Origin of the sequence: Paenibacillus phytohabitans (assembly GCF_013141775.1) — a bacterium.
In the GTDB taxonomy this organism is placed as follows: Bacteria; Bacillota; Bacilli; order Paenibacillales; family Paenibacillaceae; genus Paenibacillus_AQ; species Paenibacillus_AQ phytohabitans.
This window is the reverse complement of record NZ_WHOB01000062.1, coordinates 12,362-34,285: the sequence shown is the minus strand read 5'-3', so window position 1 is coordinate 34,285 and position 21,924 is coordinate 12,362. Positions and strand designations below refer to the sequence as shown.

The window sequence follows — 21,924 nt, the reverse complement described above, 5'->3', positions numbered from 1 at the left end:
CAAAACAGTAAGATCCGTCAAATCAAAAAGGAAGATCCATCATTCCCGCTTGGCCGGCCAGCGGTTATGATAATTTCTGCAGGTGAAATCAGGCATTAGGAGGCATACTATGAACCGGGAACAAGTGTATGATATTGTCATTTACGGCGGAACCGCAGCAGGGATTACAGCTGCTGTCCAAGCCGCAAACATGGGCAAAACCGTGGTGGTAATCGAGCAGGGACAGCGTATTGGGGGCTTGACCAGCGGAGGTCTGGGAGATACGGATGTCGGGATGAAGCAGGCGGTCGGCGGCCTGTCCCTGGAGTTCTACCGGCGGGTAGCCCGGAAATATAATCAGGACGGGGCACGCTGGCTGTTCGAACCCAAGGTGGCGCTCGAAGTATTGCAGGACCTGGTAGCCGAACACCAAATCGAAGTTGTCTGCGGTGATAGGCTTGAGCTTCAGGAAGGGGTGACCAGACAAGGCACGACAATCACTTCTATACGCATGGAATCGGGGAACATCTATAGGGGCAGGATGTTTATTGACGCTACGTATGAAGGCGATCTGATGGGCAAATCGGGTGTATCCTATACTGTCGGCCGGGAGCCGAATTCAGCTTACGGAGAGACGCTCAACGGTATTCAGCCCGGCGACGAGCTAAACGAGCTTCCAGCCGGTATTGATCCCTATATCATTAAAGGAGTACCCGCGAGCGGCTTGCTTCCGCGTGTCAATGCTACCCGCGGCGGCGGCATCGGTGACGGTGACAACAAGCTTCAGGCATATAACTTCCGCATGTGCCTGACGGACAATCCCGGCAACCGCCTGGAGATTGGAAAGCCTGAGGGGTATAACGAGCCCGATTATGAAATTCTGTTCCGGGCCATTGAGCAGGGACAGCGCTCCCGTTTCTTCAAATTAAACCGGGTTACTGCAGAGAAGACGGACTCCAATAACAATAGCGGCATTTCAACGGATTACAATGGAATGAACCATTGCTATGCGGAGGCGGATTATCCGGCAAGAGAAGCAATATGGGAGGCCCACCGCATCTATCAGCAAGGTTATGTCTGGACTCTGCAGAATCATCCGCGGGTGCCGGAGGACATCCGGGCGGTCTACAAGCCGTGGGGGCTGCCGCTTGATGAATTCACGGACAGCGGCCACTGGACGTCCCAATTATATATCAGGGAATCCCGCAGAATGATCGGCGATTATGTGGTTACAGAGCATGATGTCAGACTGGACAACCCGGTGCCGGATTCCATCGGAATGGGCTCCTTCGCCATGGACTCGCACCACACCCAATACTATGTGAACGAAGACGGTCATGTAAGCACAGAGGGCGGATTCTATGTGAGGCTGGCTGCCCCTTACCCGATCAGCTACCGGGCGGTTGTGCCGAAACGGACGGAATGCACCAATCTGATCGTACCGGTATGTGTATCTGCTACCCATGCAGCCTACGGCTCGATCCGTATGGAGCCGGTCTTCATGATCCTGGGGCAATCGGCTGCTGCGGCTGCCGCGCTGGCGCTTGATGCGGACGGGATTGTTCAGAATGTAGAGGTGGAGAAGCTGCATTCCATCCTGCTTCAAGAAAATCAGGTTTTGTATACAGACGTCTAATCTGTGCATCCATCCGGATGGAACCGGAACCCGAATTTGCGCCGGTATTCTCCCGGAGAATGTTCAAAGTGTCCCCGAAACATCCGGCAGAAATGGGCATAGCTCTGGAAGCCCGTTTTGTCGGCAATCTGTTCAAGCGTCAGACCACTGTACAGCACCTGCTGCTGCGCAAGCTTCAGTCTTACGCTGATACAGTAGGCGAACATGGATTGGCCAAATGCAGCCTTGAACAGATAGGAGCAGCGGGACACACTTAACCCGGCCGAGGCCGATATCTGCTCCAGGCTAAGCGGTTCATGGGCATGGTTGTCTATGAATAACTTAAGCTTGTACGCGGTATCCACTCCCTTGGTGCGCGGATTGACCCCAATCACATGCTCCAGGGTCAGGCAAAACGTTCTCAGAAGATAGTCCATGATCTCGTCCAGGTTTTGCATCATTTTTTTCTTCTCGCTGATGATATGCTTCCATAGCGTAAGCACCGTATCGTCAAAACCGATATTCGTTTTTACGGGCAGGCTTGTGTTAGCCCACCACGAGTCCAGCCACTCCCCCTTGCCGGCCAGGAAATAGTCCGAAGCAGGCTGAGTCTCACCCGATGCCGTTACGCTTCGGGGCTGAACGTTTAGTCCGTAGGGCTGACCGGGAGGATAAATGAGCAGGTCTCCGGGGATGATGGTCTCGTAATTGCCCGCCACCAGCGCCCGGCAGGTACCTTCCGCCTGAAACCGGAACAGATAGTAGGTCAGCCCCTCTTCGTACTTAACGGAGTGGGGTTTCGTGTGTGCGAAATAATTAGCATAAATGACGCCGGAACGATGCGGATCTGGCTTCGTCATCGGTAAGGTTTCTCCTCCGGACGGTCAGGATGATAGCCTGCCCTGAATTCCGAAGGTGTCTGCCCGGTGATCTTCTTGAACATTTCGCTGAAATACCGCCGCTCCTCGTAACCTGCTGCAAGGGCGACCTCCTGCACCGGCATCCCTTCTACCAGCAGCGCTTTGGCCTTCTGGATCTTCTCCATGGTCACATACTGGGTGACCGTCATACCGGTCACCTTCTTGAAAAGACTGGAGTAGTAGCTCGCGCTGAGATGGACGTGAGCGGCGCAATCCCCTACCGTTATATCCTCAGAGAGATGGCTCTGAATATAATCGAGTGAGGCATAGATAACCTTCTGCCCCTCGGACAGGCTGTTCTTGCGTACCAGTGCGGCCCCTTCCACGCATAACTCCAGCAGCTGCCGCTGGAGAGAAGCCAGCGGCAGTCCGGCTGTTCCCTGAACAGCCCTGAATCTCTGGATCAGCGGCTGGATATCCGCATACGGAATCAGCTCATAGAAGCTCCGGATCGCCGAGGCAGCCAGCTCATCGTACAGGCTGAGCAGATAATCCGGATTCTGCCGGGAGACCAGACTCTGGAGGCTTGTCGAGATATCCTCCAGAATAGCCGCTGCCTTGCCGGTATTCCCGGAGCGCAGCGCCAGCAGCAGCTCGTCCTTGTATTCCAGGGACAGCGGCTCCTGGCTGCCGGCCGGGAGAATATCGTCATAACGGATGGCTGCATTGCCTTCCGTGAACAGATGATAGGCCAGCGCCCGGTTGGCCTGCAGATAGGAATCGGGCAGCTCACTCGTCTCCTCCACTCTGCCTCCGACCCCGACCGAAACCGTGAACTTGGTGTAGCGTTCAATATTCCGGCAGCAGCGTTCCGCAATCTCCACTGCACTGACCGCGCTGCAATCATTCATAACCGCCAGATAGCGGTTATGTCTGGCGCGGAAGACTACGCAGCGCGCATATTCGGCAATCGTCTCCTGCGTGATATTGAGCAGCGAGAAGCGGATCAGCTCCACCTCGCGGATGGACAGCTCGGCTGCCCGCTCCTGAAAGTGATCGATCTCAAGCAGCATCACCACAAACCCCTGCGGGTTCAGATCGATATTCAGGAATTCCCAGCGGGCCGCCGCCTGCTCCCAGGCTGTACGGTGGCTGACCAGCAGGGCGAAGTATTCCTGCCGCAGCACCGGCAGACTCTCCCGCAATCTTTTTTCCATCTCCCGCAGGGTAAGCAGCTTCGACCGTTCTTCCATAATCTCCGCCTTCGCCCGCAGCACCGCCTTCATAATATCCTCTTCCGTAAACGGCTTGACGACAAAGTCAAAAGCGCCAAGCTGGACAGCCTGCTGCGCATATTCAAAATCGGCATAGCCGCTGATCAGAATCACCTTACAGTCCCGGTGGCGTTCCAGCACGGCCCGCAGCATCGACAGTCCGTCCATTCGCGGCATCCGTATATCCGTTATGACAAGATCCGGATGCAGCTCCGAGATCATCTCCAGCCCATCCTCCCCGTTGGCTGCCGTACCTGCCACCCGGATCCCCTGCTCCGCCCAGTTCATGCAGGTGAGTCCTGCGACTACGCTTTTGATATCGTCTATAATGCACAAGCTGATCACACCCTTATCGTCCATCCTGATGCTCCTCTCTCTTGGGTAAAGATATGATGACCGCCGTTCCCCGGCCTGGCCCGCTGTCCACCCGGAACGCCGCACTGTCCCCGTAATACAGCTGCAGCCTGCGGATCAGATTGGACACGGCATACCCCTTATCCGATTCCCTCCAGAAGAGTGACCGGACCTGATCCTCCTCCATGCCTGCTCCATTGTCGCGGACCGTAATACACCAGCGTTCTCCCTCGTCCAGTATCTCTATATCAATCACTCCGCCGCTTTCCAGATCACGGAAGCCGTGCAGAATGCTGTTCTCTACCAGCGGCTGAAGCAGAATGCGCGGAATAGGGAGTGTATTCAGCGCTTCATCCTCTACGTGGATTTCATAACGGAACAACCCTTCATAGCAGCTGCACTGCAGCTCCAGATACTGGCGGACATGCTCCAGCTCCTTGGACAGCGTTGTGATTTCCTGCCCCTTATTCAGCCCCAGCTGAAACAGCCGGGACAGCGACACTACCATTCGCTGCGACTGCTCCACCTGCTTCAGATTCAGCTTCCAGTAGATCGTATTCAGCGTGTTGTACAGGAAGTGGGGGTCCATCTGCGCCGACAGCGCCTTGATCTCCGCCGAGCGTTTATTCGTCTCTGCTTCGGTGACTTCCCCGATCAGCACCACAATCTGCTCCAGCATCCGGTTGAACCGGATCCCGACCTGAGCCAGCTCATCCCCGCTGCTGCTCTCGAACCGGGCGGTCAGATCGTTGCTTTCCACCTTTTTCATCACCTTCATCAGACCCTGCAGTGGCCTCAGCAGATAACGGGTAAATGCGCCGGATACCATCATTGTGACCGTGAAGGCGGCGAGGGCCACCACCACAAGCATCCACTTAACATAGATCATATCCTTCAGCACGCTGGCTTTGGACTGGATTGTGGTCATCGTCCAATCTGCGATGCCCAGATGAGAATAGTTCAGCAGATAGGATTCACCGCCTAGCTTAAACGTATTGCTGAGATCCCGGCTGCTGCTGATCCTACCCGTCAGGTGACTGCCCTCCACCGCCTGGCGGACCAGCGGGTCCTTCACAGAATACACAGGCTCACCTGAAGCGTTCAGCAGGAAGCTGCGCGCCCCGCCCCCGGTACCTCCGCTTACCAGCTTGCGGAAGCCGTCTTCGCGGATATTGACTACGATATAGACACCGCTGACCGGAGTATCGAATATGGGCTCCAGAATCAGTGAGATCACCCGGTCCTTGCCGGAGAACAGCATATCCTCATGGCCCTCGACCCACAGGTTCTTCTTCTCCTGTTCAATGCGCTCATATAGAAACGTATCCTTGAATTCCGTCAGCCGGTTGCGGTTCATCGACGACGGGTAGAACTCCCCGATCGGCGTGGACACATAGATGGACTGAATCAGCGGCTCGGCAATCCGCGCCTGCGAGAAAACGTTATCAAGATCATTCAGATGGGTATAATATCTGCCTGTGTCCCCGGAGACGACATCCCTCATCATATCGTGAAAAGGCTGGCTGATCATAAAGGTCATCATAATCAGTGTCAGCTTGTTCAGCTTCTCGTCGATGATCTGTGCCGATTTGACGACGGTATCCTGGGTGAGCTTCAGCGCATTTTTCTCCAGGATCGCCGCCGAGATGGAATAGGACAGTCCTCCGGTCATCAGCACAGAGAGGAGAATCACGGCCAGGAATGCGGTTTTTAATTTACTGCGGAACGATTGCTTCCGGAAATAGTCCAAGTTCTTCACGCCTTCCTGTGTACATGCCTGCTCTTCGATTATGTCACCCGGACCCGGGGCCGGGCAATAAGCCGCTTAAGATACAGTGAAATCACCGTATGCGGAGCATGGATTTACCGTATGTACAAGGGGAGGGGAACCAATTTCCCCGCTCCAATCTGATTCGAGGGGATTTCCTCTGGGACAACCCGATTCGAGGGAATTGTTCCCGCTCATTCCACCAGTTCCCCGTCCCAGCCGGATTCAGAGGAATTCCTCCCTCTCCTTTCGCCAGGCAGCCTCTTTCCTGAAAAATAAAGTCGAGTTGCCGCCTTCATGGATGAGGTTTTATGGCTGAAGCGGATTTGCATGTTAGCACTCCCGCATGTCCTCTGCGAGTGCTTGGCGGAGCTTATCAAAGCCCATCTGCCCGGACAACCAACTAATCAAACGGACTGAAAATCCGCTATTTGCCCAAATCTGGAAGATTTGCTGGCTAAGCGGACTCAGATTCCGTTAATGGCTCTCCCGCAGCCCATTTCACGCCCAAATGAACAAAATAGCTGATTCTCAGTCCGCTTAAACCTCAGAAAAGGGGTTTTCCGGAAAATAGGGTCTTTTCAGTCCGCTTCATCTGCTGACGGTACGCTTACCTGCTCCAGCAACCAACAACCACCAGCCAACAACCAGTAGCCAACAACCAGCAAGCAACAAGCAACAAGCAACGGCCAACAATCAGCAGCCAACAGCCAGCCAACAACCAGCAAGCAACAAGCAACGGCCAACAATCAGCAGCCAACAGCCAACTATCAGCAACCAACAGCCAACAACCAGCAAGCAACAAGCAACAAGCAACATCCAGCACCCAGTAGCCAATAACCAGCAGCCAACTAGGCAACTAGGCAATTAGCAACTAGCTTATTTCGCCAACCTCTGCCCGGCAAAGAAAAAAATCACCCGGAAGGCAAATTGGGCTGGAGCTTATGAGCTTATGGAGTTGATGGAGTTGATGGAGCCTGTGCAGCTTAAGTAGATTAAGGCCACCCACGCCACTCCAGACAGACTAGTTCCGGGCAGCCGCCGGTGAAATCAAGCGCACTTTTGCCCCTCATTCGTCTGCCGCTCGCTTTCGGCAGATTCAGGGGCACTAATGCCCCTCATTCCCGCCTGCCGCCCGCTTTCGGCAGATTCAGGGGCACTAATGCCCCTCATTCCCGCCTGTTCCCGCTTTCGGCAGATTCAGGGGCACTAATGCCCCTCATTTCCGCCTGCCGCCCGCTTTCGGCAGATTCAGGGGCACTAATGCCCCTCATTTCCGCCTGCCGCCCGCTTTCGTCAGATTCAGGGGCACTTTTGCCCCTCATTCCCGTCTGCCGCCCGCTTTCCGCAGATTCAGGGGCACTAATGCTCCTCATTCCCGCCTGCCGCCCGCTTTCGGCAGATTCAGAGGCACTAATGCTCCTCACTTCCTCCTGCCTCCCGCTTTCGGCGGCTTCAGAAGGATTTATCCCTTTGACTGGCAGATCCGCTCCACATCCCAATGAAACTTATCCGCAACAGACGAAACTCATGATTCCCTACAGTAACCTAACCAAAAAAGCCCGCTTGAATTCCGGTAACATCCCGGCTTCAAACAGGCTCTAGCGCTGCATCTTTTGTATACTTTGCTTCAAATACCTTACAATTGCTTTTACTTTACTTTTACTTTTACTGTTACTCTTACTTTCACTCTTACTTTTACTCTTACTTTTACTCTTACTTTTACTCTTGCCTTACTGGTGTTACTCTTATTTCTGTTGTCACTGTTGTCGCTGTAACCCGAATTTGCCTAAGAGGAGCTGAGAACGGGCTGGTTTACCCTTGCAGAATCCCGCTCTGTCCCACAATTCTCAGCCACTCTGCAGCGATCAGATCGTGGCCGGCCGCCGTTGGATGCACACCGTCCCAGACCCAGTATACGTCATCCGTTCTTGCTGCGGCCGCCTCAAAAACGTCCTGAAGCGGTACATGCACAGCCTCGAATTCCTCCGCAAGGCTGCGGACAACCTCCTGATAATGAGTCAGGAGCTTCAGCCATTCCGGCCAATTCTCTGCCGGTGCCCCTACCTTCAGGAGAAACGGCTCGCAGAGTACAAGCCGGGTCTGCGGCAGCACTTCGCGTGTCTCTTCCAGTACATGGCGGTAAGCGCGTTCGAAGCGGTCCGTGATGCCGCCCGGGTCGCCCATCATCGTTCTCCAGATATCATTAACCCCGACCAGGATACTGAGTACATCCGGCTGCAGATAGATCGCATCCTCGTTCCAGCGCGCATACAGATCGGAGATCCGGTCTCCGCTCACCCCGCGGTTATGGAATACCGGCCGCAGCTCCGCCAGCTCATTGCCTAATTTGCTGCCAACTATGTATGCATAGCCGTGCCCGAGGATATGGTTAAGATCATTGCCCCGGTCACGGTTGCCGTCTGTAATCGAATCCCCTTGAAACAGAAATACCTTGTTAGCACCGGAAATGGATATAGACATGTATACTCACCTTTCGCCTTATAATTTGATTCAATTATATCAGGAGAATGCGCAATTAGGATTCCGGCTTACTGTGCTTCAGTAAAGCCAATATGTTATTGAGCAGATGCACCTTGCGGATGGGCTTGATAATGATGGAGGCGAACTGCGCTTTGGTCTCCTCGTCCAGATTCGTTCCCAGGGGAGCAAGCAGAATTACGGGCAGCTTCCTGTCCGGAGCAAGCTGACGCATTTGCTTGGCAATCTCTGTAGCCTCTGTGCCCTCAATATCCTTGTCCATAAGGATCAGATCATAATCGTTGTTTACTGCCAAAAAGTCCATTGCCTGCTTGGCAGTCTCGGCGGAAGTAACTGCAACACTCCAATCCTCGAGTACCGAAGAGATAACATGCAGACTGGTCTGATTATCATCAACAACCAGGATTTTAATGGCGTCAAGCACATCTTTCTCGAAGGGAATCGAGGGCAGGCTTGTATATTTTTCGAGATACAGAGTGACTTCCAGCTTCGTCCCTACCCCTTCCCGGCTCTCAACCGAGATCTCTCCCCCCATCAGCTCCACCAGCTGTCTGCAGATTGCCAGTCCCAGTCCGGTGCCTCCGTAATGATGAAGCTCACTGCTCTGGTGAACCTGGGTATATTTGTTGAACAGCAGCTTCAGCTTGTCTTCCGCAATACCTATTCCAGAATCCTGCACCGTAATCCTTATCCCTATTTCTTCACCGCGGACAGGCAACGATTTCAGCTCGATAAGGATTTCCCCAGCGTGGGTGAATTTCAGGGCGTTGCTTACTATATTCATGATGATCTGGCGTACCTTGGGGGCATCACCCAGAACATACAGGGGAATTTCCGAATCCACATTCAGAATGACTTCCAGATTTTTCTCAAAAGCCTTGGTGGAGAACAAATAGACGCTCTCCTCCAGTGCGGTAATAATATCAAACGGTTCCTTTTCAATGACCAGCTTGCCCGCTTCCATCTTGCTGAAATCCAGAACATCATTCAGAAATTGCAGCAGCTTGGCATTGCTCGACTCAATGATCTCCATGTAATACTGCTGCTGCTCGTCCATTTCAGTCGTCATCATCAGATCGGTCATGCCGATAATGCCGTTCATCGGGGTGCGGATTTCATGACTGAGCATGGCAAACAGGTCCAGCTTGGATTGGCTCTGCCGTTCTATGAATTCAACTTTTCGTTCCAAATTCATAATATAGGTGAAAAAATAGGCCATGGCGCTTATTATATCCAGGTCTTCCTTCGTATGCAGGCCGGCTGCAGGGTCCATCAGACAGATCGTCCCCACAGACTCCCCTTGCTCCGTGATCAGAGGAACGCCAATGAACGAGTGTATGCCCCGTGCATGTATAAATTCAAGGGCAGTGGACCCGGGATGATTATGCGTGTCAGCGACCAGTGTCGGCTTATTGTCATTAAGAATAACCAGACTGCGAATAGGATCAAGAAGGGCGAAATTGTCCTCCTCCTTCATGATAGGCGCTTCCCGGTTGAAGGTCCGCAGCAGGGGAACCAAGCCTAAACCGTGAATCGTAATCATAATCGTATTTGACGTAAAAATCTGGCTAAGCAGTTCAATCATCCGGTCTGCAGCATCCTCTAAATTGCAAATGACCGGACTCCGGGTATTCATCTTCTCCATCATCTTTCTAGAACTCCATTCCAAAATCCATATTTAACTATTTTACTTATTTTTAATTCCCACACTGTATGAACTTTGCCCGTTATTCCTATTTGTCACCGTTCATCTGGTACTGCCCGATTGTCCAGTCAGAGCCGGTATGATAAGCCATTGGGATAAGTTAGAAAGGAAACTCTCTATGTTCTTACTCTTAATTAAGAGGATATTTTACGATCAACTGGACTGGTCCTCATCATAACAGAAAAAACACAGAGACAACCTAAAAAAGTGCACAAAAAAACTATGAAAGGAATGGGAAGAAGATGAAATACAGAAAACTGGGCAATACAGGACTTAAAGTCAGTAAAATCGGCCTGGGCAGCTGGCACTGGCCTGGGTACTGCGGCAGCCCGGAGTAAGCTCGGCGCTGATCGGGGCCAGCAGACCGGAGCAGATCGAAGAGAACGGCGAAGCCGTAAATGCCGTTCTTCAGCCGGATACACTGGAAGTCATTGAAGGCATTCTGCGTGAAGTGGCTGATTTCGCACCTGCAAGATAAGCAACTGCGGGAGGAAAATATGTCTTATTGTGTTCTTATACGGCATAGCCCGCCGTGCAATTCAATTTGCAGCAAATATCTGCACTTAAAAGCACCGTCCGCAAATGGGACGGTGCTTTACTATAGTTGCAAGCCTATAGCGGATATTATTCCTCTTACAATTTGCCTGCCGGCGCGAGGTGTCTGCTGGCATGGGCAGTCTGTACTTTATTGATCAGCTGCTTATAGTCCTCTTGCTGCGCAGCCGAAGCCTGCGGCCGATATTGTTCAAACAATCGCACACAGCGGATCACACAGGTCTCGCTGCCCAGTTCCGCCGAAGCCTCCAGGCTTAGGAATAAGTAGCGGAATCCCTGCTCCTGCTCTCCGGCACGCAGGTAATATCCCGCCAGTTCATAGAGCAATTCCGCGTATTTATCCCGCAGGTCCGCTCCCGGCTTGCCATGCCCCGGGGCAGACCACTCCTGCTCTACCTGCGGCAGGAACCGCCCGATCAGCTCATCCACATTCCAGTGAAACCGGTTGGCTGCCTGAACGGCCTTCAGCATTCCGGGGAGCAGGCCGGTGCCGCCCGTGCCGATATACTCCACATAGTTATGAAGCACTTCCAAATCTCCGCACATTAAACGGAACAGATAAGTATTAACTATTGCCTGACTGCTGAAATACTCTTTAATTTGCCGGACTTCCTCTGAATCTTCCACAATCCAGTCCATTTCTGAATATAAAGTTACATAATGCAAAGCACGCTCATATTCGCCCCGCCCGTCACATACCACGGACTGCAGCCAGTAGGCGTATAAAATATAAAAGCATAGCGGCTTCGGAGGTTCCCTCAGCTCTTTCTGCTTTCTGACTTTGTGATGCTTAATCTCATATTGAATCGCTGTCTTACGGTACAGCTCTTCGGCCAGCAGCCATACCTTATCCCAGTACTGCAATGACAGATAGACATCAGCCAGCTGCTGCAAAGCGCCTAATTGATCGCTCTCATCCAGCCGCTCCACGAAATATTCGAACCGCGTGGCTGCCCGGAAGTCCGCCTCCCGGTCCTGGCCGACCCTAATGGTGAACAGCCGGTACTGGCATAAGGCCAGCCGCTCCGAATGCTGGTATTTCTCACTATCGGCAACGCCCTCATAGAGCAGAGCCGCCGCCTGATAGTTGCCTTGCCCGTAGAATTGCTCCGCTGTATCAAACAGCACAGGGGCATATGTAATATTGTCCATTATAATAAGGACGACCTGCCGGATACACTCCAGTTTGTTCAGCTCCGCGCAGCGGTGGAGGAACGGGCCCAGACGCCGCCAGTCGGGTGTGGAATGAATGACACATTCATCTATATAGAGTTCGTAGAACGCCCCTTCAGCCAGCCCCATCCCGGAGGTAATCCGGTCCAGCTGCTGCATGGCAATGGGACGGTTGCCGTTAATAATACTGCTCAGTGTTCCGGAGTTAACGCCGGATACCCCTGCGAATTGATTAATCGTCATTCCTTCATTTCTTAGGAAAGCGGCCAGCTCCGCTTGAATTGTAGTCTTGTGATGCAAACCAATACCGCCCCTCAAAAAACCATATATTCGAATAATAATCCAGATATTCCTATATAATAAGTCTCCCAATTATACAGGTCAATCCGGTTTGAACGGTTCAAAATAGGTTGACAAAGACGGAATAAATGTTATATATCCCCATTTTATCTACGAAATCAGCTTCGACTCTTCTGCCTGCGCGGCCGCTTTGCGGATGAAGCCCTGCAGCGGCTTCTGCAGCGTAAGACCCAGCAGCAGCGCAAGCACGCCGAACAAGACCAGCAGCAGCGCATCACGGATCGCTACCTCCGGCAGCAGACCGCCTACAGCTTCACGCAGCAGGCTGATAGCATAGGTAAAGGGCATAAACGGATTCAGTACCTGAAAAAAGTGTCCGGTGGTACTAATAGGAAAGGTGCCGCCGGAGCTGGAGAACTGCAGCACCATAAATACGATGGCAATCCCTTTGCCGATACTGCCGAACACCGAGACCAGCGTGAAGACAATCGTCACGAATACCACGCTGATCAGTACGGCAAACAGGACAAACCAGACCGGATCAGCAACATAACAGCCTAGCAGGAAGATATTGCCCAGCACCGCCACCAGCGCCTGAAGAACACCGACTGTAAGAAAGGTAAGCAGGCGTCCGAAATAGAGCTGATACCCAAGGTAACGGATTCCGCCGGTATCCACTGCCGTGCGCAGCAGCGAGATCAGCAGGGTACCGCCTACCCATAGGGACAGCACGACATAAAAAGGCGTCATCGCCGATCCATAATTGGGAATTGGATATAACGTCTGCTGCTTCAGTACAACCGGATTCGCCAGGAAATCACTCTGGCTCTGGATATCGCCGCCCAGCAGCTGGGCAATTTCCTCCAGATCCACCTCTTCTTTGATATCGCGGAGCGTCGCTGCCGCTTTGCGGACCGATGCCATCAGTGCAGGCAAATCGCTGCGCACCAGCTCCGCCGCGCGTTCCACTCCCTGGTCTGCCCGCGGCAATCCGGCAGTAATGAAATCCGCCGCCTTGCGGAACTTCACCTCCGCCGCAGGCAGTCCGGTTCTGGCAAATTCGGCCGCTTCGTGTATCTGCGCGCCGGCCCCCGGCAGTCCTTCCTTAATACGCGGAAGTACGTTAGTGATCAGATTGCTGAATGCCGCCATCTTCTCAGTCATGCCCCCCGCTGCGTTATGCACCTCTTCGCGGATGGCCGGCAAATCCTGCCGCAGGGCTGCCAGGCCGGATTGTCCATACTGGATGGCGGTCCCCGCTTCCTCCAGTATGGTGTCCAGCGCGGCCAGCCGCTGCGGAATATGCTGCAGCGCTGCAGCAGCATTCCCCGCATCCGCAGTCAGCTGCTGCAGCACCTGCTCCGCTGCGGGCAGAATTCCCGCGTTGTACCGCGGGATGATCCCCTCCAGGGCAGCTCCCGCCTGCCCTGCCGCTAGGCTGAGCTGGTCCAGCTCAGCCTCCGTGGGCTGCGCGCCTGCCTGCGCAGCCTGTGCCAGTGCCGCCGCCTGCGCAGCTGCGGCGGCATAGGGCTTCCGCGCCGCTTCGACGGCGCGGAGATCACTTGCGCCCGCGGTCCCGGGCGCAAGTGTGTTCAGGGCGCCCAGCAGCTGCGCTGTGTGGGCGAGCCCTTCGCTTGCCGCGGCCAGCCGGGCCGAGGCAAGCTGCAGCTGCCGCGCAGCGCTTTGCTGCGCGGGCTCCTGCTGCACCGCACTCTGGTGCAGCGCCTCGCTTGGCTGCGCGCCGTCTTGCTGCAGCGCTTCGCTTTGCTGCGCGGCATCTTGCCGCAGCGCCTCGTTTGGCTGCGCGGCATCTTGCCGCAGCTGCGCGGTCAACTGCACGGCCGCTTCCCCGGCCTGCTGCAGCAGATACAAGTTCTGCTGCACAACCCCGGGGACAGCCGCAAAGGCTGTGCCGTTCCCGGCCAGGAACTGCTGCAGCGCAAGCCCGAAGCTGCTGCCGGCAGCGGTGATCCGGTCAGCCTGCGGCAGAACCTTGGCCGCAGTGTCCACTGCGGCTGCGGCCTCTTCCAACCGGGCCTCTGCCCGGTCCAGCACACCGTCCAACTTGCTGAAGTTCGAATCCAGCTCGGATACCAGCAGGGCAGCACGTTCAATCCGGGGCAGCTTCTCCTGCAGCTCCTCCAGATGTCCGGCGGCAGCCGTAATCTGCGGCCAATATTCGTCGATCTGCTCCACGGCTTTTCCCGCCTGCTCTACCTCCGGGAGCCTGGAGGCCAGTCCGGCAATCCGCTCCGCAGAAGAGGAGATCTCCGGCCAATCCTCCTGCAGCTTCAGTACCAGCCTGCCGGCTTGCTCAATCTCCGGCAGCTCCGCCTCCAGCTTGAACAGCCCGGCCTCCACTCTGCGGATAGCGGGCAGCTCGGACTGGAATTCCTCATCTACCCCGCGCAGGGCGGTCAGAACCGTACTGCTGATCGTTTCCGTGAAGTGCTCGGTGATCTGCGTGGTGATCGTGGAAGCACCCTTGGCTGTAATTTTTGGAGCAATCGCATTGATTTTTTCATTAACGGTATATTCAATCTCCGGCTTCTCCATCTTACCTTCAAGAATTCCGGTCATCCGCTCAGAGAAGTCCGCCGGAATCACAATGCTCGCATAGTAATCCCCCCGCCGCACCCCGTCCACCGCAGCCTCCGCATCTGTAAACCTCCAGCCGAGTGACTTATTGCTCCGCAGGCTTTCCAGTACCTCCGCACCGATATTGAAGCTTGTACCCTGCACGGCCGCACCTTCATCCAGACTGGCTACGGCGATTTTGATCCCGGAGGTGTTGCTGTACGGGTCCCATACGGCCGCCACATTCACCCAGTCATAGACTGAGGGCAGCACAACAAGCGCTGCAATCAGCAGCATGGCCACAGGTATCCTGAACAGCCTCAGCCAATCCCTCTTGTATATTTGCCAGATCTCCTTCAATCCCAGTCACCTCTCAGCCGATAGTTGGATAACTTAATATGCCCCGGATTAAGGCTTTATACGACGATAACTGGCAACGCGATGATGCTGGAGGTAAGCAACCCAATAATTGGATCGGCTCCTGCAGGGAGATCTGAAAATATATTTGCAACATTTTTTGAAAATCAACGTTATTAGGGTATGAACACGTTTGAGAACTATACCGAAGGGTAATTAGGTATATAGACTTACACCGTGTCATATTATGCCAAGGGGGAAATTCCACAATGTTAAAAAACAAAAATGTCTATCTGTTTCCTGTATTGGTCCTGTTGTTCCTCTCCCTCGTGACTACGGCCAGCACGACCATGAAGACCGCAGAAGCCCAGAGTAGCGATCATATCCAGCACTTGACGGTTTACATACACGCACTCGAAACCAATAAGGGGCAAACCACCCTTACCGGGGACGAAATTACATGGTACGAAGGCGCAGCAGCCGATGCTATCTTCGCTGAACGTGAGCCTGAAGCCGCAGCCGAAATCGGCGGTGTACCCGACGGTTACTATATCGTGAATGACAGCGATTCGCTGACTTCTTACCCGGTAGCCCCTGATGCCAAAGTAACTATGCAGATCTACGACCACACTGGTAATATTGAGGAACTGGACATTAACTGGAACGAGGCGCTCAGCCTGCAGCAGTTCACTCAGGAATTTGCCAAAACTGATGTTTTCGATCTAAGTCAGTCTCCTTACCACATCACCATCCAGAACGGACAGATCGTCTCCATCGTGCAGCAGTACACACCTTAAGTAAGATATATGGGTTCAATTAGCTTTATTGTCTATCACGCGCAAGCCGCAGTCTGTTGCCCTAAGCAGCAGCTGCGGTTTTTTTGTGTGCCTTTTAGCCGGCTAGATCAATCAGCGGCCCTAACGATTCTGCGGAAGGGCTGAACAGAAAGCCTGCCTCCAAAAAGCTTCCACCCCATGGATTCACGAATCGGCTCCGAAGAGTTGAATCGGCAGGGAAGCGGACTGAGAATCCCTTATTCAGCTGATTTTCGCTGTTTTCACCTCCACGCGGACTGGAGATCGCTTATTTCCTCTGGAAACAGGGATTTGGACGATGATTTGGAGCATAACGGAACTGTAGTCCGCTTCAGGCTGAAAATGGTGAGTTTCGAGAAAATAACGGCTCTGGAGTCCGCATAGAGTTATGGATGCCCATGTTCCGCGCGCCTTCTTTCTTTCCTTCCTTCCTTCCTTCCTTCCCACCGCTTTCCCCGCTTCTTACCTTACTATCACCGTTCTCCCTGCTCCCTTTCTCCTCTAATCTGCTTCCGTCCCCACTCTTTTCCGGGGCCTTTCCCGTCCCTCTCCCATCCCTTTCCCATCCCTCTCGCATCCCTTTCCCGTACTTCCCGTTCTCTCCCATCTCTTTTCCGTACTTCCCGTCCCTCTCCCATACTCCCCGTCCTCTCCATCCTTTTGGCCAGCAGTTCCTCCGCCCCGCAACTCATCTCTTATCCCACTCCATCTCGCAAATCTAACCTTTTCACACATATTCGAACCTATCACTATTTACCGACAAGCCCTTTAAATATAAGCTTATTCATAGGATACCAGCCTTGCTTTAACATTATAGAATCCATAGGAATGGTGATAAAAAGTGACAATTACACCCCAAACGCAGTCTGCGGCCCAGACTCAGGGCAAACCCATGTATCAGGAGTACCGCATGCATCAGGTTTCCATAGCCGATCCGTATATCGTCAACGCCTTTGCCAAAGAAGTAGCGTACCTCACCAGCTTGGAACCTGACCGGCTGCTGGCCGGCTTCCGTGAGAAGCGGGGACTCCCGAAGAAGAGCGAGAAGTATCCGGGCTGGGAGAATACCGAAATCCGCGGGCATACGCTGGGCCATTATCTCTCTGCCTTGTCCCAGGCTTATGCCACCACCCAAGATGATGCGCTTGCGCTCAGACTGGAATACCTGCTCAGTGAGCTTGCACTGTGCCAGCTTGAGAGCGGTTACCTGTCAGCGTTCGATGAGCAGTTGTTCGATAATGTCGAGAATAAACAGCCTGCCTGGGTGCCTTGGTATACAATGCACAAGATTATCGCCGGACTCACCGCCGCCTACTCTGCTACCGGCAGCGCAACAGCGTATAACGTAGTGAACAAGCTGGGGGATTGGGTGTACAACCGTACGGCTTCCTGGTCTGACGAAATACAGCAGCGCGTATTATCCGTCGAATATGGCGGGATGAATGACTGCCTTTATGAGCTGTACAAAATCAGCGGGAACGCTAACCACTTAAGCGCCGCCCACAGCTTTGATGAGCTGACTTTGTTCACTCCGGTCCGTGAAGGCAAAGATATCCTCAAAGGCAAACATGCCAATACAACCATTCCGAAGTTCCTCGGGGCGCTGAACCGTTACCGGACCCTTGGGGAGAGTGAGGTCTTTTATCTGGAGGCCGCAAGGCAGTTCTGGGATATGGTTGTGCATCATCACAGCTACATTACCGGCGGCAACAGCGAGTGGGAGCATTTCGGCGATCCGGATATGCTGGACCGGGAACGCTCCAATTTCACAGCGGAGACCTGCAACACCTATAATATGCTGAAGCTGACACGCGAGCTGTTCAAAATCACCGGAGACTCCAAGTACGCTGAGTTTTACGAGAATACGTACCTGAATGCGATCGTGTCCTCACAGCATCCGCATACCGGGATGACGATGTATTTTCAGCCTATGGCAACGGGTTACTTCAAAGTGTACAGCTCACCGTTCGAGCATTTCTGGTGCTGCACCGGAACCGGCATGGAGAGCTTCACCAAGCTGAATGACAGCCTGTATTTCTATGATGCCGCAAGCATTGTGGTCAATCAGTACCTAAGCTCCACCCTCCACTCCAGTGAACACGGGCTGAAGCTGACACAATCGGCCAATTTGCCTTATAGCGATGCTGTACAATTCACAATAAACACCCTGCAGCCTCAGGCCAGTCCCCTTGCGCTCAAGCTTCGTCTGCCGGACTGGCTGGCCGGTGAAGCGGAGCTCCTATTGAACGGGGAGCCGGTCAATGCTGTATTCAACGGGAGCGGAACATATGCTGTAGTGGGCAGAGTATGGGAAGACGGCGATACTCTGCAGCTCCGGCTGCCGATGAAGCTTACTTACTTCAATCTCCCGGATGCCCGGCATGTTGCAGCCTTCAAATACGGGCCGGCAGTGCTCAGCGCCGCCCTGGGCCGGACTGATCTGGCTGTGTCTGCCACAGGTGTGGATGTCAGTGTGCCGACCCGCAATATGCTAGTGAAGGATTTCATCACCACGGTGAATGAAAGTCCGGAATCATGGCTGGAGCAGCTTGCGGACCGCGTTGTCCGGCTGGAGCAGAATGAACTGGCGTTTGCGCTTCAGGGAACGGATGAAGACAACCGGCTGGTATTTACGCCCCATTATAAGCAGCATAATGAGCGTTACGGCATCTATTGGCGGCTGGTGGAAGCCGATTCGGCGGAGCTGCAGCAGCATATTCTGCAGGGCAAAATCCGGCAGCGTGTGCAGGATGCCACCCTTGACAGTCTGCCTGTCGGCAATGACCAATACGAGCTGGAGCACGGAATTCAAGGGGAGAATACCTCTGTGGCTATATGGGACGGATACAATATCCGCAAGGCGGAGAATGGCGGCTGGTTCAGCTACCGGCTGAAGGTGGCGCCGCAGAGTGACAACTACCTCTCGGTTACCTATTTCTCCGGCAGCAACGGCAAGGAGATCGCTATTTATGCGGACGGTGAGCTGATCAGCAGCGAAATTCTGCACACCGATCAGGCGCGCAGCTTCTACAACCGGAGTTATCTTATCCCGGCTGAAGTCATCAGTGGCAAGACCGAAGTGGAGGTCAAATTCGTCATTCCGGGGCAGGAAAATGGTATATTCGATCTGCTGCGCATGATGACCGGCTACAGCCGTAGCGCCGGGCTGCGCCAGCTTGCTTTTAGCGAAGGCACGCTCTCTGCTCCCTTCACCAGCGGCGTAACCGCTTATACCCTTACCGTTCCGCAAGCGGCCGGCAGTGTACAGCTGAATGTCACACCAGAGCATAAGAATGCCCTGGTCTATGCGGGCGGAATCCTGATCGAGGACTCGCTCCCGCGCCAGGTTAAGCTGACCGAAAACCGCACTACGCTGAACCTCACGGTTAAGGCAGAGGATCATACGACGGAGCAGGAATATGTGATTACAATCGTGAAGGAATAAGTACGCTATATAAGCTGCACTTTAGACAACACACCTGCAGGTTACCGGTCAGTCACAGCGAGGCTGGCGGAATACGTCAATGCCCTGCACTTGATTCGTGACCTGCAGCAGAATGGAGACTTCTTCGGAAGCACAGTAGACATAAATGTTGTATATTTTGCAACTTGGATTGATGAATAGCTAGGTGTCCGGGATTATTGTTGTATGAAATACAACAATAATCCTCCTAAACCGCTGGAAAAAGCTGAAATCCTGCATTTGATACAACAATTTTGGATTTCGGCCGATAAGACGAGGGAAATGTTGTATTATGTGCAGGATTTTATAAAAGTTAGTAAAAGTCAGCTGATCACTACCCAGAAAGCGGATGAATCAAGGGTTCCTGCGACAACAGGCGAACCCGTACTCATACTCATATTCATACTCATATTCATACTCATACTCATACTCATACTCATACTCATACTCCTACTCCTACTCCTACTCCTACTCCTACCCCTACCCCTACCCATACCCCTACCCCTACCCATACTCCTCCCATACCCAGGGGAGGTACTTCTACTCTTTCACACGAACTTCTTGACGCTACGCCGGAGGTTCAAATATTCACAAGGTTAAGGTTAGATTTATGTTAAAATTTCATGTTCAAGTTTTATGTTAAAGTTTTATGTTAAAGTTTTTTCAGGTTTCATGTTAAGGTTTTATGTTCAGCTTATCTAGCAACGCTCGTATTACGGTTCATAACCACAAACAAACAATCCAGCCGCTAACGCGGCTGGATTTCGTTGTACATATAATACCACTGCATTTCTCCGATTTTGTAATAAGGCTTGAAGCTGCGGGTCAGGTGACTGTATCCTGCCACATGGCCTTTGTCCGTCTCAAAGGTATACGGCTGCCCTTCAGCCGGGTGTATCCAGCCGGACGGGTCGGCGGTGTCGCCGATGAACTGGGTCATCTTATCGGCTACCAGCACCAGCGGGCCGTAGCTCAAGGCGGCAATGCCGGGATTCGCAGCATCCACAGCTCTGAAATAGAGCGGGAACGGAAAGTCGATCTCCACAATGTCCCCATCGTTCCACTCCCTGCGGACTGAAGCCCACTCACCGGGCACAACCGCCGTCTCCACCTCTTCCCCGTTGATCTTCAAGCTGTTCAGTCCTGTGGCCCACGCCGGAACGCGCAGCTTCAGTCCGAATTCCACGCTGCCCTCCAGGCTGATCCGCAGCTTGACCGGACCCTCCACTTCCGGATACTGCGAATAGTTTTCCACCGTAATATCCATGCCGTCATTGGCCCACTTCACCCGGGAGGGCAGATACTGCGTTACATACAAGCTATCCTCACTGTGATAGTAGAGCATATTGCTATACTCCGCGACATCCTGCGGGAAGGTGCCTGTGCAGCATTGCCACTCGAAATTATGCCCGCCCTCTTGCAGTCTCCGGTCCTCCACCGTCTTCACTGCACCATCCAGAAAGTAGTTGGCATAATACATCACTCTTCCGTCCGGCTTCACCGGGAGCTGCGCGCCCGTTCCGTTATACAGCAGCTTCTCCACCCATTCGCCGTACTTGGCTTCCCCGGTATATTGCAGCAGGTAGCTGCTGAATTTGAACACAGCCCAGGCACAGCAGGAGACCTCGCAGCTGCCCCAGGTATCATTGCGGGTGACTTCCGTCCCGGCGAAATTGGTATAGGTCAGGCTGGACAACGTAGAGTCCCAGGTTGATTTCAGTGAATCCCCCAGGTAGCCCTCCTTCTCCGTGAACAGGCATTCCGCAGGCCCATAACCGCCGGTGGCAAAAATATGATGGGCCGTAAGCTCATCGTAAGCGATCTTCATCGCCGACAGATAACGTTCATCCCCGGTCACTTCATAGGCGCGCGCTGCGCTGGATAGACTGTTCACCTGGCTGTAGGCATGACGCGGGCCGATCGCGAAATCCCTGCTGTTCAGCTTATCCCACAAGTAATCGTAGTCCCATACCTTAGCGAAGTCCTTGTACTTCTCTTCTCCGGTCAGCTGATACGCACGGTACAGATTCTCCGGCAGCGTGTACCATTCGATCATATGACTGGACCACAGCCCGTGGTCCTGCAGCCCGTCCCTGGCAATATCCTGCTTGAAGCGGTTCATCGCGGCTTCCGTCAGCTTCAGCACATAAGGGAGAATCCGCTCATAGCCCAGATATTCATACAGATCGAGGAAACCGCCGAGCAGCTTCTCATAGACATAGGTGTCATTGTCGAATAATTCAGCGGACTGCTCGGCGCAGGCGATCCACTCATCTGCGAGCAGCTCTGCTTTTTCCTGCAGTCTGAAATCACCGGTCACCCGGTACAGCTTCGCATACGCCCCCAGCTTCTGGCCGAAGGTGCTTGCCCCCGCCCCGTACCAGCCGGCTAAACCGTCAGCCTCCGAGGGCACACCCGCCTTGACCCGGAAAATATGCAGCAGATCCTCATCCGGAATGCCCAGATACATCTCGATGGTCTCATCCTGCTGCTGTTTCCAGTGGCCGGGCTTAAGCGCGACATGGCTGTAGCCGAAGGCCTGCATGACAGGGGTTATTTTCACCGTACCCGGCTGGTACAGCATGCCTGAGTTTACTGCCGCATTATTATTCGTATCTGTGTTCATC

At 53.6% G+C, this 21,924-nt stretch carries 13 protein-coding genes and 1 pseudogene; 5 read left to right on the top strand and 9 right to left on the bottom strand.

Annotation, left to right across the window (positions count from 1 at the left end; genetic code table 11):
- The first annotated feature begins 109 nt into the window (after positions 1-109).
- Entirely contained in the window at positions 110-1,615 is a 1,506-nt protein-coding gene (locus tag GC101_RS20620; RefSeq protein WP_171718780.1) for an FAD-dependent oxidoreductase, read from the top strand.
- On the opposite strand, the gene GC101_RS20615 is transcribed toward GC101_RS20620, so the two are convergent.
- The 5 genes from GC101_RS20615 to GC101_RS20595 form a co-directional block, all read right to left on the bottom strand.
- Positions 1,612-2,454, bottom strand: coding sequence for an AraC family transcriptional regulator (locus GC101_RS20615; RefSeq protein ID WP_171718779.1), 843 nt, complete (start codon positions 2,452-2,454; stop codon positions 1,612-1,614). The genes GC101_RS20620 and GC101_RS20615 overlap by 4 nt on opposite strands.
- Complete coding sequence (locus GC101_RS20610) at positions 2,451-4,088, bottom strand: response regulator (RefSeq protein WP_171718778.1); 1,638 nt, start codon at positions 4,086-4,088, stop codon at positions 2,451-2,453. The genes GC101_RS20615 and GC101_RS20610 overlap by 4 nt, the downstream gene beginning before the upstream one ends.
- Positions 4,078-5,832: a cache domain-containing sensor histidine kinase gene (locus GC101_RS20605; RefSeq protein ID WP_171718777.1), complete on the bottom strand. Its 1,755-nt coding sequence runs from the start codon at positions 5,830-5,832 to the stop codon at positions 4,078-4,080. Before GC101_RS20605 ends, GC101_RS20610 begins: the two co-directional genes overlap by 11 nt.
- Positions 5,833-7,665: 1,833 nt before the next feature.
- A complete protein-coding gene (locus GC101_RS20600; protein WP_171718776.1) occupies positions 7,666-8,334 on the bottom strand; it encodes an SGNH/GDSL hydrolase family protein in 669 nt (222 codons plus the stop codon).
- A gap of 55 nt (positions 8,335-8,389) precedes the next feature.
- Entirely contained in the window at positions 8,390-10,000 is a 1,611-nt protein-coding gene (locus tag GC101_RS20595; protein WP_171718775.1) for a GAF domain-containing hybrid sensor histidine kinase/response regulator, read from the bottom strand.
- A gap of 355 nt (positions 10,001-10,355) precedes the next feature.
- On the opposite strand from GC101_RS20595, the pseudogene GC101_RS20590 reads away from it, so the two are divergent.
- Positions 10,356-10,535, top strand: a pseudogene (locus tag GC101_RS20590) (aldo/keto reductase); the annotation flags it as partial.
- A gap of 155 nt (positions 10,536-10,690) precedes the next feature.
- Here GC101_RS20590 and GC101_RS20585 read toward each other — a convergent pair.
- Both GC101_RS20585 and GC101_RS20580 read right to left on the bottom strand, forming a co-directional pair.
- The gene (locus GC101_RS20585) at positions 10,691-12,085 is read right to left on the bottom strand and encodes a helix-turn-helix domain-containing protein (RefSeq protein WP_171718774.1); all 1,395 of its coding nucleotides are present in this window, start codon (positions 12,083-12,085) and stop codon (positions 10,691-10,693) included.
- 150 nt (positions 12,086-12,235) lie between these two features.
- A complete protein-coding gene (locus tag GC101_RS20580) occupies positions 12,236-15,022 on the bottom strand; it encodes a YhgE/Pip domain-containing protein (RefSeq protein WP_246354431.1) in 2,787 nt (928 codons plus the stop codon).
- Positions 15,023-15,288: 266 nt separating this feature from the next.
- Between GC101_RS20580 and GC101_RS20575 the strand changes: the two genes are divergently transcribed.
- Complete coding sequence (locus GC101_RS20575) at positions 15,289-15,816, top strand: hypothetical protein (RefSeq protein WP_171718773.1); 528 nt, start codon at positions 15,289-15,291, stop codon at positions 15,814-15,816.
- Between the two features lie 349 nt (positions 15,817-16,165).
- Here GC101_RS20575 and GC101_RS20570 read toward each other — a convergent pair whose 3' ends face one another.
- Positions 16,166-16,441 (bottom strand): hypothetical protein, encoded by a 276-nt coding sequence (locus GC101_RS20570; RefSeq protein WP_171718772.1) that lies wholly within the window; start codon positions 16,439-16,441, stop codon positions 16,166-16,168.
- A gap of 234 nt (positions 16,442-16,675) precedes the next feature.
- Between GC101_RS20570 and GC101_RS20565 the strand changes: the two genes are divergently transcribed.
- On the top strand, positions 16,676-19,279 hold the full coding sequence (locus tag GC101_RS20565) for a beta-L-arabinofuranosidase domain-containing protein (RefSeq protein WP_343049781.1): 2,604 nt from the start codon (positions 16,676-16,678) through the stop codon (positions 19,277-19,279).
- A 204-nt stretch (positions 19,280-19,483) separates the two neighbouring features.
- A complete protein-coding gene (locus tag GC101_RS20560; protein WP_171718771.1) occupies positions 19,484-19,897 on the top strand; it encodes a hypothetical protein in 414 nt (137 codons plus the stop codon).
- Between the two features lie 148 nt (positions 19,898-20,045).
- On the opposite strand, the gene GC101_RS20555 is transcribed toward GC101_RS20560, so the two are convergent.
- Entirely contained in the window at positions 20,046-21,923 is a 1,878-nt protein-coding gene (locus tag GC101_RS20555; protein WP_171718770.1) for a beta-L-arabinofuranosidase domain-containing protein, read from the bottom strand.
- Position 21,924: the final 1 nt, after the last annotated feature.

What these genes read in the sequence shown, in the direction of transcription:
- GC101_RS20560 (WP_171718771.1), top strand. Translation starts at nt 19,484, where the DNA reads ATGAAATACAACAATAATCCTCCTAAACCGCTGGAAAAAGCTGAAATC.
- GC101_RS20595 (WP_171718775.1), bottom strand. Translation starts at nt 10,000, where the DNA reads ATGATGGAGAAGATGAATACCCGGAGTCCGGTCATTTGCAATTTAGAG.
- GC101_RS20575 (WP_171718773.1), top strand. Translation starts at nt 15,289, where the DNA reads ATGTTAAAAAACAAAAATGTCTATCTGTTTCCTGTATTGGTCCTGTTG.
- GC101_RS20615 (WP_171718779.1), bottom strand. Translation starts at nt 2,454, where the DNA reads ATGACGAAGCCAGATCCGCATCGTTCCGGCGTCATTTATGCTAATTAT.
- GC101_RS20600 (WP_171718776.1), bottom strand. Translation starts at nt 8,334, where the DNA reads ATGTCTATATCCATTTCCGGTGCTAACAAGGTATTTCTGTTTCAAGGG.
- GC101_RS20610 (WP_171718778.1), bottom strand. Translation starts at nt 4,088, where the DNA reads ATGGACGATAAGGGTGTGATCAGCTTGTGCATTATAGACGATATCAAA.
- GC101_RS20555 (WP_171718770.1), bottom strand. Translation starts at nt 21,923, where the DNA reads ATGAACACAGATACGAATAATAATGCGGCAGTAAACTCAGGCATGCTG.
- GC101_RS20570 (WP_171718772.1), bottom strand. Translation starts at nt 16,441, where the DNA reads ATGGGAGAGAACGGGAAGTACGGGAAAGGGATGCGAGAGGGATGGGAA.
- GC101_RS20620 (WP_171718780.1), top strand. Translation starts at nt 110, where the DNA reads ATGAACCGGGAACAAGTGTATGATATTGTCATTTACGGCGGAACCGCA.